This is a genomic window from Bradyrhizobium japonicum USDA 6 (assembly GCF_000284375.1).
GTDB lineage: Bacteria > Pseudomonadota > Alphaproteobacteria > Rhizobiales > Xanthobacteraceae > Bradyrhizobium > Bradyrhizobium japonicum.
In genome coordinates this window covers 7356882-7369570 of record NC_017249.1, presented here as the reverse complement: position 1 = coordinate 7369570, position 12689 = coordinate 7356882, and the positions used below count along the sequence as shown (strand labels likewise).

Sequence of the window (12689 nt, the reverse complement as noted above, 5' to 3'; positions counted from 1 at the left end):
TTTGATCCGGATCAATTCACGCGCAGGATGCGGGTGGGCGGCAGCGGACCGATCGGTCCGTGTGCCCTGAAGAAGGCGAACAGCGCGTCCGCGTCGTAGCCGCCGTATTGCTGCGCTGTGCCTTGTCTGGCGGCCGTAAAACCGTCACCGCCGACGGCGAGGTAATCGTTGACGGTGACGCGGTAGCCGCTCCCAGGCTCGATCGGCTTGCCGTTGAGCGTCATCTTCTCAAGGCTGATTCGCTCGCCGAACGGTTTCGTCGCATCCCAGCTGTAGCTGAACCCGTTCGAGACCTGGAGAATCCGCGGGCGCTTCGGATCGAGCCATTGCTGCTCCAGCATGTCCTTGAGCTGGCTGCCCGTGAGCGTCATCGTAACGAGGCGATTGCGGAACGGCTGGCTCGCGAACAGTTCACCGAACGACACCGCGCCGTTCTCCTTCGGGACAATGTCGGTGCGGATGCCGCCGGGATTGGTGAGCGCGATGACAGCGCTGCCATCCTTGGGGTCCTTCGTCGCGGCGAGCTGCGCGTCCGCGATGACGTCGCCGAGCGCGCTCTCGCCGGCCTCGTTCGGCACGCGCGACAGCGTCTGCGTCACCGATCCGGCCGGGCGATTCGCAATCGGTGCCGACAGCTTGTCATAGGCTTCGATCAGGGCTGTCTGTTCGGGATCCTTCGCCAGCGAGGCATTGGCGACGATGACGTTCTCGGCTTTGGCGCTGACGATGTCGCGGGTTGCAGGATCGAGCTTGAGGTCGATCGCGGTGACCAGCGTGCCGTATTTGTCGCCGCTGGTGACGAGCCGCCCGTCGATGTCGCAGACATAGGCGCGGTGGGTGTGGCCGCTGACGACGACGTCGACGGCACGGTCGAATTTCTTGACGATGTCGACGATTGGCCCCGTAATGGCAGGGCATTCATTGTAGTCGCCCGAGGGCTCGCCGCCCTGGTGGATCAGCACCACGATCGCCTCGACGCCACGCGCCTTCAGCTGCGGCACCAGCGCGTTCACCGTCTCGGCCTCGTCGCGGAATTCGAGCCCGGCAATGCCTGAGGGCGAGACGATGCCCGCGGTCCCCTTCAGGGTGAGGCCGATGAAGGCGACGGGGATGCCCTCGAACTCCCTGATCTCGTAGGGCGGCAGTACGCTCTTGCCGGTCGCTGTCTCCACGGTGGAAGCCGCGAGATAATGGAATTTGGCGCCCGTGAAGGGATGCGGCCCCTGGCAGCCGTCGACCGGATGACAGCCGCCGTTCTGCATCCGCAAGAGCTCGGTCTTGCCCTCGTCGAACTCGTGATTGCCGACCGAGGTGATCGCAAGTCCCATCATCGAGAGCGACTCGACCGAGGGCTCGTCGTGAAACATTGCCGACAGGAACGGGCTCGCGCCGATCAGGTCGCCGGCGGCAACGAAGATCGTGTTTGTGTGCCCCTCGCGCAGCTGCTTGACCAGCGTCGCCATGTACTCCGCGCCGCCGGCCGCGACCGTCACCTTCTTGCTCTTGTCCTCGGGATCCCCGATCCGGATGCCGCCCGGCGGCGGACGCAGATTGCCGTGGAAATCGTTGATCGCGAGAATGCGCAGCTCGACGGGCGCGGCGGTCTGGGCCGAGGCGGGGAGGGTGGCAAGAGCGAGTGTGAAGGCAGTCAGGCGGAAAAGATGTCGCATGGAACCAAGATTAGTCATTCCGCGCGAAGATTTCACGAAACCTTTTGTTGAAGCGGATCGCATGCCACGCGCTCCCACCCGCCCCCTTGAGGGGGAGGGTGGAAGCCGAGTCCCTGCCCCTACCGCTTCTTCCGGTTTGCAAACGCGTTGAACGCGGCAATCGCCTCGTCCGACTTCAGCCGCTCGCCGAACAGATGAGCCTCCTGGTCGATGCGGCGGGTGAGCTCCTCGGGTGCGGCGCGCAGCAGCTTGCGCGAGGCCGCGACCGCCTCGGCCGGCAGCCGGCAGATATCGCGCGCCACCTTGCGCGCCTCGACCTCGGTATGTCCCGGCGAGACCACAATGTTGACGAAGCCTGCCGCGTGCGCCTCCGCGGCGGTGAAAGTCCGCCCCATCACCAGCATCGCGAAAGCGCGCTGGTAGCCCATCGTGTTCGGCATCAGGAGGCTGGCCGCGCCGACCGGAACGAGTCCGAGATGGATATAGGGCGCGGAGAAGGTCGCGGCGTTCGAGGCGAGCACATAGTCGCAATGAAACAGCATTACGGTGCCCATGCCGATCGAGGCGCCATCGACGGCCGCGATGATCGGCTTGACGTTGAGGGCGAGCGAATAGAGAAATTTTGCGCCGTTCGACAGTGTCTCCGGGCGGGCCGTGTCGGCGTGGAGGAAATCGTCGATGTCGTCGCCGGCGGTGAACACGCCGGAGCCGCCGGTGATGATCATGCAGCGGATGTCGGGGTTGTTCTGCGCGGTGTCGATCGCGCGGCTCATCTCCCGATACATGTCCTGCGTGATCGCGTTCTTCTTGCCGGGGCGGCGCAGGGTGATCACGCGCGTGCCACGCTCTTCGGTGACGACGATATTGCCGTTCGGCATAAGGGCCCCCTGCGCTCGCCATGACGCTTGACCTTGGCGAGTCTCGCAAGCGTCAGCCTACATCATCTTGCAGGCGTGCCAATCCGCCCGCCCGACCTTTTCGAAAACGTCCCCGTGACTCCGCCGCATGGCGCGCTGTCGTTTTTCTGATCGGGAACCGCACCGCACCGGATCATGCCGGTTGTATCGCTTCGCACATGCAGTTGCGCATTGCAACAAATGGCTACAATGTTTCATTTGAAAAACCGGGGGTTGTAGGGCACGATTGCCCAATGCCGTTCCATTTGGCCGATTGCTCGATTGATGATTGCCGCGGCGGGCGTTGACGAATCCTCGCTGCGTTATCGCGGCTGGCGCGTCGTGCTGGCCTGTTTTCTGATGGCCTTCTTCATGTTCGGCTTCGGCCTCTATGGCCAGGGCGTCTACCTCGCCGAGCTCCAGCGCGCCCATGGCTGGCCGGGCACGCTGGTCTCCGCGGCCAGCACCTTCTCGTTTCTCCTCACCTCCGTGCTTGTCATCTTCACCGACGATCTGCTCGCCCGCATCGGGCTGCGTGCGCTGATCCTGTGCGGGCTGTCGGCGCTCGGCGCTTCGACCGTGTTGCTGGCGCTGATGCAGACGCCCTGGCAGCTTTATCTCGCCTATGCGCTGATGTCGGTCGGCTGGACCGGCATGGGCACCGTGGTGATCGCCACCGTGCTGAACGCCTGGTTCGAGCGGCGCCGCGGGCTAGCGCTCAGCCTCGCCTTCAACGGCGCGACCTGCGGCGGCATCGTCCTCGTTCCGCTGTTGCTGTCGCTGACCGGCAGCATCGGCTTCCGGCCCGCCATGCTCGCCGCCACGATGGCGATGGTGGCGCTGGTGCTGCCGGTGGTCGTCGTCTTCATCGGCTGGCCCACGCAGATGTCGCCGGCGTCGGGCGGCCGTTCGTCCGGTGGCATGTCCGCACCGGCCCATTCCCGCAAGACGCTGCTCGCCAACGCGGCGTTCTGGACCATGGTGCTGCCGATCGCGATCGCGCTGCTGGCGCAGATGGGATTCATCATCCACCAGGTGACGTTCCTCGAGCCGCTGATCGGGCGTTATGCCGCAGGCCTTGCGGTCACGATCATGGCGGCGATGGCGGTGGTCGGCCGCCTGTCGCTCGGCCTGTTCGTCGACCGGCTCGATCCGCGGCTCGCCTGCGCGGCGTCGATGACGAGCCAGGCGGCGGCGCTGTTCGTGCTTCTCCAAAGCACGAGCCCGACCGTGCTGCTCGTCTGCTGCGCTGTCTACGGCTTCTCGATCGGCAACATGATCACGTTCCCGCCCTTGATCATCCAGCGCGAGATCGGTGCTGCCGCCTTTGCCGCCGCAATGGGATTGGGCACGTCGATCAGCGGCGTCGTCAGCGCCTTCGGCCCTGGCATCATCGGCCTCGTGCGGAGTTTCACCGGCAACTACACGAGCGCGTTTGCGATGTGCGTGATGCTCGATCTCGTGGCGGCGGGAATCGTGCTGTGGCGGCCGGGGAGAAGGGCGAAGCTCGCGGCGTCGTAGCCGTCACACTCGGTATCATCGCCCGGCTTGACCGGGCGATCCAGTACGCCGAGACGCCTGTTGTCTTATCGAGAGGCCGCGGCGTACTGGATTCCCCGCTTTCGCAGGGAATGACAACGGAGGGGGAGGAGACACCTCGCCTCACATCGCGGTGGCGTCCGGGCTACAGCAACACCGCATCCGCCGCCGCGACCGACTCCGCGCTCTCCGTCACTGTGCGCTCCAGCGCGCCGGCCTGCACCGTGATGTTCTCGGCGAAGAAGCGCGCGAGCGAGACGTAGCGCGCGGCGTCGGTGTTGCCGTCGGATTTGGCGGCGAGCGCTTCGGAGGCCAGCATGCAGCCGCCGAGCGTCGAGCCGAACTGCTGCAGATACGGCGTCGCGCCGGCGAGCGCCTCGTTCGGTGCGGATGCAACGCGTTCAAGCAGCCACTTGCTGGTGCGCGTCAGCGCCTCCAGCGCCTCGCGCAGCTTGGTACCCGTGGTGCCGAAAGCGGGATCGTTGGAGGCTTCGACCTGCTTCACGGTGGCCGAGAGCTCGTCGAGCAGCGCCCACACCGCGGCGCCGGCATTGGCCGCGAGCTTGCGGGTGACGAGATCGATCGCCTGAATGCCGTTGGTGCCCTCGTAGATCGCGGTGATGCGCGCATCGCGATAGTGCTGCGCGGCGCCGGTCTCCTCGATGAAGCCCATGCCGCCGTGCACCTGCACGCCGAGATAGGCGACCTCGTTGCCGATATCGGTGGAATAGCCCTTCGCCATCGGCGTCAGCAGCGCCGCGCGCGCGGCGGCGTCCGCGCGGACCTTCGGATCCTTGGCGCGCGTGGAGACGTCGATCGCGACCGCGGTCGCATAGCAAATGGTGCGTGCGGCCGCGGTCTGCGCCCGCATCCGCATCAGCATGCGCTTGACGTCCGGATGCACGAAGATCGCGTCCGAGCCGTCGCCCGTCTTGCCGATGGCGCGGCCCTGCTTGCGCTCCTGCGCGTAGGCCAGCGCCTGCTGGTAGGCGCGATCGGCGACGCCGACGCCCTCCAGCCCGACGCCGAGGCGGGCCTGGTTCATCATCGTGAACATGCAGCGCATGCCCTGGTTCTCTTCGCCGACGAGGAAGCCGATCGCGCCGCCATGATCGCCCATGGTCATGGTGCAGGTGGGGGAAGCGTGCATGCCGAGCTTGTGCTCGACGCCCGACGCATAGATGTCGTTGCGCGCACCGAGCGAGCCGTCGGCATTGACCATGAATTTGGGCACGAGGAACAGCGAGATCCCCTTCGTGCCGGCGGGCGCATCGGGCAGCCGCGCCAGCACGAAATGCACGATGTTGTCGGTCATGTCGTGCTCGCCATAGGTGATGAAGATCTTCGTCCCCTTGATGCGATAGGTGCCATCGGCCTGCCGGTCGGCGCGGGTGCGCAGCGCGCCGACGTCGGAGCCGGCCTGCGGCTCGGTGAGCTGCATCGTGCCGGTCCATTCGCCGGAGACGAGCTTTTCCAGATAGATCTTCTTCAGCTCGTCGCTGCCATGGGCATCCAGCGCCTCCATCGCCGACGCCGTGAGCAGCGGGCAGAGGCCGAAGGCGAGATTCGAGGCGCTCCAGATCTCGGTGCAGGCAGCGTTGATGGCGAGCGGCAGACCCTGGCCGCCGAAATCCTCGGGGCCGGAGACCGCGTTCCAGCCGCCCTCGGTCCAGCGCTTGTAGGCGTCCGGCCAGCCCGGCGCAGTCGTGACCTTGCCATCGCCAAGCTTGATGCCGTGCTCGTCGCCGACGCGGTTGAGCGGCGCCAGCACGTCGGTTGCGAACTTGCCGGCTTCCTCCAGCACGGCGCTCACGATGTCGCCGTCGAAATCGCCGTAATGCCCGGCCTCCACGGCGGCCTTCAGGCCGGCGCCATGGTTGAGCGACAGCAGCATGTCTGAGATCGGCGCGCGGTAGGTCATGACTCACTCCCATGGACAGCTATTGGCGCCGTATTCCCATGAAACGGGGGAGGCCTCAACTGCCGGAACGCCGGGACGGCACCGGCCCGGAACGGCGCCGCCGCCGGGCGTATAATAAAGGGTGGCATCGCGAGCGCCGTACCCGGTCCTGGACCTGTGGTATTTTGCCCCTCCAGGCGGTTGAAATGCCGCGCCGCTCCCTATAGACCGGCTGCGACCAGCGGGAATCTGCGGTAGCCAGTTCTTCCGCCCGTTCCCTGGTCGCCTGTTGGGGCGTAGCCAAGCGGTAAGGCAGCGGATTTTGATTCCGCCATTCGGAGGTTCGATCCCTCCCGCCCCAGCCAGCTCAACCCCATGAATTTGCTATTGAAAGAGCTTTGTTCTCGTGTGCTTTTTGAGCGCGTTTGGAAATTCGTTTGCCCCGTCATTTGGAAATTCTGTGCTGTTTTCGTTTCCTCCTTCGCCCGATGTATGAGATGCGGCGTTAGTTGCGCGCGCCTCAAACGTTCTATCGCCGACTTAGTCTGGTGGTGACTTCCGATACCAGTGCGACGCGTAGGGTTTCCTATCGAACACGTTGATGCCCGGAAAGCCGCCGACGATGGCGGTCATTCGTTTGAACTGCATCCAGGGTTATTCAAGGACGATTTGATTCGGCAGCTCGAGGCTGAGGCATCCAAATCACCCCGCAACAAAGTTGAGTTCTCCCGACCGATTCAGATGCGCTTCAATGAGCTAATTGCCGGTGTGCGAGCGGAACTGGCGGTGAAGGTCTTTGGCGACGATTTTCCCTCCATGCTGCGCGCGGCCAACCAGATCGCTGCTATTCTCAAGGAAATCGAGGGTGCGGCCGACATCAAGGTGGAGGAGGTGCAGGGTCTGCCGGCTGTGGAAGGTCAGAATCGATAAGGCGGAGATCGCCCGTTGCGGCTTGAACCTTGCGGATGTGCAGGATGCCAATCCTCGCACAAAAACAAACGCAACTCTTCACCCGCGTTCTATCTTCAATTCAGAAGCTGGACGTTAAGCTCGCTAAGGCAGGAATCGAGCCGCCATCGAAGCCCTTCAGCGCTGTCACGCTCGATCCTGAATTGTGCTCTCATTAAATCGCGGCGACGGCGTGGCTTGGTTACTTGGGATGTTGCAAAAGGAAACTTGGATAGTGACCGAACTTCCTACGAAAGGTTCGGTTGAAATGAGCATAGTCTGCAAATCCGCTCGCGAGAGCGATCTCGCGAATGGGCTGGCCCGTTTTCATGAGTGACCGGCGTTTCAGTAGAAACACGGCACGTTCGAGGCGAGCCGAATTTATGGATCGGCTGCAGGTCGAACTTCTTGCTGTAAAGAGCTTCTGAACGTAGCGCAGCGAGAGTCCCGTCTCAACGGCCACGTCGGCGGGGCCAAAATCAGGGTCGGCAAAGCGTTCGCTAATGACACCGCAGATACGCGCGAACAGCCTATCCGCGTGAAGTGACGTATGTCCTGGATCGGATGGGACGAACAGCGCTCCCAATAAATCGAGGAGTGCGAGACGCATGTAGTCCTTAGTTAAGCCGGACATCGATGCCTGAACCGCACGTTTCGGATCGGCTCGAGGCGTCCGCTTTCGGAGATGATGTGAGGGGGCATGATGGAGGACGCCGATGCCCCCTTGATCTGGCTCAAAGCCGACTCCCGCGAGATCATGGCTCGCTGACGGTGCAGCTAGGGTCCGTATCCGCCCAGCTGCTGAACGGCTGGCCGTTTGCTTGCCGCTGTTGTCTCAGCGGTTGCGTCGACCAACCGCGGAGCGTCGCCCATGAGTAAGACTTGTCTGCTTGCCGTCCTTTGCGCCCTCGATCTGGCTGTGGCGACGCCCGCCTTCGCCAAGACGTCGCGTACAAAAGTAGTTACGATCGCCGGTGCTCACCAAGCTGCGTCTCCGGCGGCGAGCTGCAGGATTATCTGCAGGCAGGACCTGTTCGATCGCAACAACAGGAACAACGTGCGGTCCGGTTGGCCTGGTCCTCCGGCTCAACCGGCGCAATTCTAACGCAGTCTCGTGACGGCATTTCAAGGTGGTTCAATTGCAGAGGCTGAACGAGCAACTCCGCCGATTTTAGGGGTGAACTATCTCACCTTGGATGGATCCCCAGCGGTCCGCATGAGGCGATCCGCCTTCACCAGCACGCGATCGTCAGTCGCCTGCGGCCGCAATGAGAAGCTGACAGCGACAAAAGCGACGCAGAGCACTATGCCCACCGCCATGGTGCGCTGAAAGGTTGGCCTATCAGCATTTTGAAATGAGGGGAGGTTGCTCCTCTTCGCCAGCTGTTCAAATCCAGCCTGGGAAAGCCTTTGCAATTGTTCGGCTTCGCGATGCTCGATGGAAAGCGCGCGGCAGTGAGCGGCCATCTCACGATAGTGTTCTCGTGATGAAAGATCGATCGCCGTCGCAGCGCGTTTTTCGAACGCTCGGGCTCGGTCGGCAAGCTCTTTTGCTTTTGACATCGGGCACCTCATTCAAAGGTGGTCCGCTGGACACCATTTCATAGGTCGGCCGACGTCTCAATTCGGTTCAACGCTCGGACGGCTCCCTTTCACCTTGGTGGACCTCTCAGCTGGTACGATGCGAACGAACTGACAAATATCTCCAGCTTCGATTGCTCTTCGTCCCGACAGGGCTCGACGTCTGTCCCGTGCTCACCTTGCCCGCCGCCGGCGGGGTTGGGGCAGGGACCATGCCCCATCGTGCCGTAATAACTTCACAGTTTGAGGAACCAATACCCATGCTGGCTGGGGGATCAGCGCATGGGGGAGCCATGACTGACAGCGATTGGAAGGAGCGCTGGCACGATGTCGAGCGCTTTCGTTTGATGGCGCATGAAACGACAGACCCAGTGGCAGCGGCTCTGCTTCGCGATATCGTGTTGGACTTGGAAGCGGACCTGAATGAGTTGGTCGACGTAGAGGCGCAAGGGCTGCCATGGCTTGGAGCAGCGGCATGAGTGAAGGCCTCGTCGATCGATCCGCCTAGAGCATGATCCGGACCCGAAGGGCGGCGTTAGCGTAAAGTGCACCAACGGTTTTCCCTCGCGACAAGCGCGGAACGCGTTTGCGCGGAGATCATGCTCAAACAACAACCTAAAGCGCGATGACGATTCTCCTGACTTTATCGCGCTTTAGGCAACCGGTGTCTGCTCGACCAGCAACTCGCCATAGCTTCGGGCATTACAGTGCCAGCACTGGACTGCACCCCTGAAGTGAGACACGATAATTTCAGTGACAGCGGGGTTGTCACGATGCGTTATCGCGCTTTGTTTTGCGCGAACGCGGCTTCGAACTCAAGGGGCGACTGATATCCGAGCGCCGAGTGCAGGCGCTCTTTGTTGTAGACCTCCGCGATAAAGCTGTTGATGTGGCGGCGGGCGTCGCCCAGATCGGTAAAGGTCCTGCCGTTGACCTGCTCGACCTTGAGCGTTTTCATGAAGCTTTCGGCCTTGGCGTTGTCGAAGGGATTGCCCGGCCTGCTCATGCTGATGGTAATGTCGCGATCGGCCAGTCGCTGGCGATAGGCGATGGACGCGTATTGCACACCGCGATCGGAGTGATGGATCAGGCTGCCGGGTGCCGGCTTCCGGGCGTCGATGGCTTTTCTCCAGTGCAGCGATGGCGAGTGAGGCATCGAGCGTATCTTCAAAAGCCCAGCCGACAGCCTTGCGCGAGAAGGCATCCAGAATGACGGCGAGATAGGCAAAGGTCTTGGCGAGATGGACATAGGTGATGTCGGCGACCCAGATCTGATCGGGTGCGGATGGCACTAGGCCGCGGACCAGATTGGGGATGACGAGAACGCTTGATGGTCGTTCTGCAGGCGGCTTCAGGAACGGCGTCCTGCGCTGTGCGAGCAGATTATCCTGGCGCATAAGCCGCTGAACTTTCTTGGCATTCACCACCATACCTTGGCGCCGGAGAGCCGCGGTCACCCGCCGATAGCCGTAGAAGACGTGCTTGAGGCAGATGCGCTGGATCACGTCGCGCAGCTCGCACTCGGCTGTCTCGCTGCTGCGTTTGGCGAGATGACGGTAATACGTAGCGCGCGGCAGGCCCGCGAGGCGGCATAGTCGCTGCACGTCGACGTTTGAGTCTGTTGCTTGCGAAGTCATCGCTTGGATGACTTCGATGATGCGGATGCGGGTTTGCCTTGCGCTGCCGGCCGCTCCAAGGCGCGCAAGGCTTGCCGAAAAAAATCGAGGTCCATCTGCTGGCGACCCACCAGCCCTTCGAGCTCGGCGATACGCGCTTTGGCGAGCACGAGGGCCGAGCGCTTGTCGTTGTACGTCGCTGGCGGCTTCAGCTTGCGGGGGCCAGGCTTGGGTCCGCGCTTGCGGTTCAACCCGTCTGGCCCATCGGCCTTCCACGCCTTGATCCAGTCGTGGAGAATCTTGCGAGAAATTCCGAGTTCACGGGCTACGGGCAGAACGCCGTCGCCTCTCTCAACCCGCTTGATCGCCTTTATCTTGTAGGCCGTCGGAAACTGACGGTTCTTTCCTTGTCCTGCCACAGGTCATCCTTGAAATGCCTGTCACTGAAATTATCGTGTCTCACTTCAGGGGTGCAGTCCAGCACCGTCACCGTAATTCCAAAAAGCCTCGCCGAGGTGGATGTCCAGGTCGAAATTGACTGCATAGGCTGCTCCTCCGAATCGTGGGAGCCTCAAACGGCACCCACTCCTTGGCACTCTCGTGCCGGTGGAGGAGCCGTCCACAGCATCACTTTCGGACGTTCTCTTTGATTACCAGATCGCACCAGCGGCCCCAAGTTGGTCGGTCGATGTACAAGATGTATTGGGAGCGAACGAGCCACGCTCGGCGGCGAACGTTCTGCGCCGACGACTGGCGGAATGAAACCGCCGGAGGCAGTATGGTCGACACCACACTTTCCACCACCTATCGCGAATACATCGACTGCCTGAACAGGCAGAATTGGGCTGAACTGGAGCAATTCGTTCATGTCGATGTGCACCACAATGGTGAACGGATTGGGCTATCTGGTTATCGCGAAATGCTAGAGAGAGATTTCCGCGAAATTCCGGACCTTCATTTCGATATTCAACTCATAGTATGCGATCCACCGCGCATTGCGAGCAGGCTCGGATTTAACTGCACGCCAAGAGGAAATTTCCTCGGCCTTGACGTTGATGGGCGAAGGGTTTCCTTCGCCGAGAACGTCTTCTATGAGTTCGACGAGCGGAGAATAAAAGCGGTGTGGTCGATCATCGATAAGGTAGCGATCGAGAGACAATTAGGGCAGAGCAACGATCCCCGTTAATGTTCGTGGTCCGCTTCGAATCACTTTCAGACCTCCACGCGGTCCTAATCGAAGTCCGCTCTTACTGCACCAGCAGACATGAGCGGCGGAAGGCCTAAGGATGGCGGTCCGCCCGCAAGTTGTCCGGGTCTTTCTGAGTTTGCTGCATGCGGGGACGGCGCGACGGCCGTATTAGTATTTTCGCAATCTCATCTAAAGTTCGTACCGTATCGCACACACAGGAGCTGCCGCGCCCGGCAGCGTGGCGCTGACCGAATACGAGAAGCATCTGATGGTCGATGTCTACCTGCTGTCATAAGCGCCTTGGCGGTAAGGCCCCTCACTGCGGCCAATCCTTGCAGAGCGTGATGCCGATCATGATCAGGGAGCCGATTGCGACCACCATCGGGCAGACAAACGGCAACTCTTCCAGCACGCAGATGACGACCGCCCGGACGCGGAGGGTTTTCTTCGTTTGCGCAAAGCGCCAGCCTGCCACACCCATCGGACGTCTCCGTTTGGCCCCCAGCAGCGGCGGTCTTACTCTTCAGCACGAAGCGATTTCCGGCTATCGCCCATTCGGATGTAGCCCTGGATCAAGGTGAAGGAACCCTTGCACTAGCCATGGCGCCAGCGGATTGATGCGAGTAGATTGCTGCCTGTCGTGGCAAGCGACGCGGCTTTGATTGGAAATCGCGCACGCCGTGGCCCGTGATGTGATCCCAAGTTATTCGCCTTGCCAGGAATATCGCAGCATGTGGAATTGGATGATGCTGGGGCTAGAAAGCAATCGCGTGATTGGGCTGCGGATTGCGAAGCTGATGCGCGGCGGCAAAGCTGCCCAACGTGAAGCCCACCGCATGGTCAGTGAAAAAATGCTCGCGGCGGCGAAGGCCAGCACCAGCCTGATGGCGGGCGCTTCCGGCGACAAGATTGTTGAGCAATATCGAAGAAAGGTGGCGGCAAACGCCAAACGGCTCAGTCGCAAGCGAACGCGCAAACGAAAGTCGCGCTGAATTCGCCGGGGCGGCAAGAGCGGCTTGCCCTAGCCGCTCTCTCCGTTCAAGTCCGCCCCGCTTAGCGTGGGATCTGATCCATAGTTTGTTTAATTTTCTTCCCGATATCGTCGACCATTTTGAGCGACAAGTCGGCGATACGACGGCTGCTTTCCAGAGCGGTCTCCACGGTCTCCCGCACCATGTCACTCTGCACCGCTGCAAAGTCCTGTGGAGTTCGGCACGTCCACAACCTGTTCAAGGGGTCGATGTGCTTCTCAAATTGTTGCCGAACCATCTGGAGGTACTCTTGGGACATTCCCCCATCACTTTGGCGGCGGCTGTACCACTGTAAAGGAGCGTCTGTGCGTTGCGAGCT

The 12689-nt window shown here is 61.8% G+C and carries 14 protein-coding genes, 1 tRNA gene and 1 pseudogene; 6 read left to right on the top strand and 10 right to left on the bottom strand.

What is annotated here, in order from left to right:
• Window positions 1-11: 11 nt before the first annotated feature.
• On the bottom strand, window positions 12-1670 hold the full coding sequence (locus BJ6T_RS34400; protein ID WP_014497194.1) for a bifunctional metallophosphatase/5'-nucleotidase: 1659 nt from the start codon (window positions 1668-1670) through the stop codon (window positions 12-14).
• 119 nt (window positions 1671-1789) lie between these two features.
• A complete protein-coding gene (locus BJ6T_RS34395) occupies window positions 1790-2548 on the bottom strand; it encodes an enoyl-CoA hydratase-related protein (RefSeq protein WP_014497193.1) in 759 nt (252 codons plus the stop codon).
• A gap of 303 nt (window positions 2549-2851) precedes the next feature.
• On the opposite strand from BJ6T_RS34395, the gene BJ6T_RS34390 reads away from it, so the two are divergent.
• On the top strand, window positions 2852-4087 hold the full coding sequence (locus BJ6T_RS34390) for an MFS transporter (RefSeq protein WP_014497192.1): 1236 nt from the start codon (window positions 2852-2854) through the stop codon (window positions 4085-4087).
• 163 nt (window positions 4088-4250) lie between these two features.
• On the opposite strand, the gene BJ6T_RS34385 is transcribed toward BJ6T_RS34390, so the two are convergent.
• Window positions 4251-6026, bottom strand: coding sequence for an acyl-CoA dehydrogenase family protein (locus BJ6T_RS34385; protein WP_014497191.1), 1776 nt, complete (start codon window positions 6024-6026; stop codon window positions 4251-4253).
• A 269-nt stretch (window positions 6027-6295) separates the two neighbouring features.
• Here BJ6T_RS34385 and BJ6T_RS34380 point away from each other — a divergent pair.
• A tRNA-Gln gene (locus BJ6T_RS34380) sits at window positions 6296-6370 on the top strand.
• Between the two features lie 202 nt (window positions 6371-6572).
• Window positions 6573-6935, top strand: a complete 363-nt coding sequence (locus tag BJ6T_RS46225; RefSeq protein ID WP_240537925.1) for an efflux RND transporter permease subunit — start codon at window positions 6573-6575, stop codon at window positions 6933-6935.
• A 220-nt stretch (window positions 6936-7155) separates the two neighbouring features.
• Here the strand turns inward: BJ6T_RS46225 and BJ6T_RS44095 are convergent, their stop codons facing one another.
• The gene (locus tag BJ6T_RS44095) at window positions 7156-7563 is read right to left on the bottom strand and encodes a helix-turn-helix domain-containing protein (RefSeq protein WP_157788398.1); all 408 of its coding nucleotides are present in this window, start codon (window positions 7561-7563) and stop codon (window positions 7156-7158) included.
• Window positions 7564-8135: 572 nt separating this feature from the next.
• On the bottom strand, window positions 8136-8516 hold the full coding sequence (locus BJ6T_RS34370; RefSeq protein ID WP_014493329.1) for a hypothetical protein: 381 nt from the start codon (window positions 8514-8516) through the stop codon (window positions 8136-8138).
• A 311-nt stretch (window positions 8517-8827) separates the two neighbouring features.
• Between BJ6T_RS34370 and BJ6T_RS46220 the strand changes: the two genes are divergently transcribed.
• On the top strand, window positions 8828-9013 hold the full coding sequence (locus BJ6T_RS46220) for a hypothetical protein (RefSeq protein WP_038935262.1): 186 nt from the start codon (window positions 8828-8830) through the stop codon (window positions 9011-9013).
• A 299-nt stretch (window positions 9014-9312) separates the two neighbouring features.
• Here BJ6T_RS46220 and BJ6T_RS48680 read toward each other — a convergent pair whose 3' ends face one another.
• The 3 genes and pseudogenes from BJ6T_RS48680 to BJ6T_RS34355 all read right to left on the bottom strand — a co-directional run bounded on the left by BJ6T_RS48680 (window position 9313) and on the right by BJ6T_RS34355 (window position 10569).
• Window positions 9313-9690: an IS3 family transposase gene (locus tag BJ6T_RS48680; protein WP_014497188.1), complete on the bottom strand. Its 378-nt coding sequence runs from the start codon at window positions 9688-9690 to the stop codon at window positions 9313-9315.
• A 37-nt stretch (window positions 9691-9727) separates the two neighbouring features.
• Window positions 9728-10171 (bottom strand): annotated as a pseudogene (locus tag BJ6T_RS49740) (IS3 family transposase); the annotation flags it as partial.
• Window positions 10168-10569, bottom strand: a complete 402-nt coding sequence (locus tag BJ6T_RS34355) for a helix-turn-helix domain-containing protein (RefSeq protein ID WP_014493360.1) — start codon at window positions 10567-10569, stop codon at window positions 10168-10170. The gene BJ6T_RS34355 and the pseudogene BJ6T_RS49740, both read right to left, overlap by 4 nt.
• A gap of 359 nt (window positions 10570-10928) precedes the next feature.
• On the opposite strand from BJ6T_RS34355, the gene BJ6T_RS34350 reads away from it, so the two are divergent.
• On the top strand, window positions 10929-11336 hold the full coding sequence (locus BJ6T_RS34350; RefSeq protein ID WP_014497187.1) for an ester cyclase: 408 nt from the start codon (window positions 10929-10931) through the stop codon (window positions 11334-11336).
• Window positions 11337-11655: 319 nt separating this feature from the next.
• On the opposite strand, the gene BJ6T_RS47615 is transcribed toward BJ6T_RS34350, so the two are convergent.
• Entirely contained in the window at window positions 11656-11820 is a 165-nt protein-coding gene (locus BJ6T_RS47615) for a hypothetical protein (protein WP_014493330.1), read from the bottom strand.
• A 181-nt stretch (window positions 11821-12001) separates the two neighbouring features.
• Between BJ6T_RS47615 and BJ6T_RS34345 the strand changes: the two genes are divergently transcribed.
• Window positions 12002-12331, top strand: coding sequence for a hypothetical protein (locus BJ6T_RS34345; RefSeq protein ID WP_430644616.1), 330 nt, complete (start codon window positions 12002-12004; stop codon window positions 12329-12331).
• Window positions 12332-12392: 61 nt separating this feature from the next.
• On the opposite strand, the gene BJ6T_RS48675 is transcribed toward BJ6T_RS34345, so the two are convergent.
• On the bottom strand, window positions 12393-12629 hold the full coding sequence (locus tag BJ6T_RS48675; RefSeq protein WP_014497186.1) for a phasin family protein: 237 nt from the start codon (window positions 12627-12629) through the stop codon (window positions 12393-12395).
• Window positions 12630-12689 lie beyond the last annotated feature (60 nt).

Excerpts from the sequence above, each read along its gene's own strand:
- BJ6T_RS44095 (WP_157788398.1), bottom strand. The coding sequence starts at position 7,563 with ATGCGTCTCGCACTCCTCGATTTATTGGGAGCGCTGTTCGTCCCATCC.
- BJ6T_RS48675 (WP_014497186.1), bottom strand. The coding sequence starts at position 12,629 with ATGTCCCAAGAGTACCTCCAGATGGTTCGGCAACAATTTGAGAAGCAC.
- BJ6T_RS47615 (WP_014493330.1), bottom strand. The coding sequence starts at position 11,820 with ATGGGTGTGGCAGGCTGGCGCTTTGCGCAAACGAAGAAAACCCTCCGC.
- BJ6T_RS34350 (WP_014497187.1), top strand. The coding sequence starts at position 10,929 with ATGGTCGACACCACACTTTCCACCACCTATCGCGAATACATCGACTGC.
- BJ6T_RS48680 (WP_014497188.1), bottom strand. The coding sequence starts at position 9,690 with ATGCCTCACTCGCCATCGCTGCACTGGAGAAAAGCCATCGACGCCCGG.
- BJ6T_RS34390 (WP_014497192.1), top strand. The coding sequence starts at position 2,852 with ATGATTGCCGCGGCGGGCGTTGACGAATCCTCGCTGCGTTATCGCGGC.
- BJ6T_RS34395 (WP_014497193.1), bottom strand. The coding sequence starts at position 2,548 with ATGCCGAACGGCAATATCGTCGTCACCGAAGAGCGTGGCACGCGCGTG.
- BJ6T_RS34400 (WP_014497194.1), bottom strand. The coding sequence starts at position 1,670 with ATGCGACATCTTTTCCGCCTGACTGCCTTCACACTCGCTCTTGCCACC.
- BJ6T_RS34385 (WP_014497191.1), bottom strand. The coding sequence starts at position 6,026 with ATGACCTACCGCGCGCCGATCTCAGACATGCTGCTGTCGCTCAACCAT.
- BJ6T_RS34370 (WP_014493329.1), bottom strand. The coding sequence starts at position 8,516 with ATGTCAAAAGCAAAAGAGCTTGCCGACCGAGCCCGAGCGTTCGAAAAA.
- BJ6T_RS46220 (WP_038935262.1), top strand. The coding sequence starts at position 8,828 with ATGACTGACAGCGATTGGAAGGAGCGCTGGCACGATGTCGAGCGCTTT.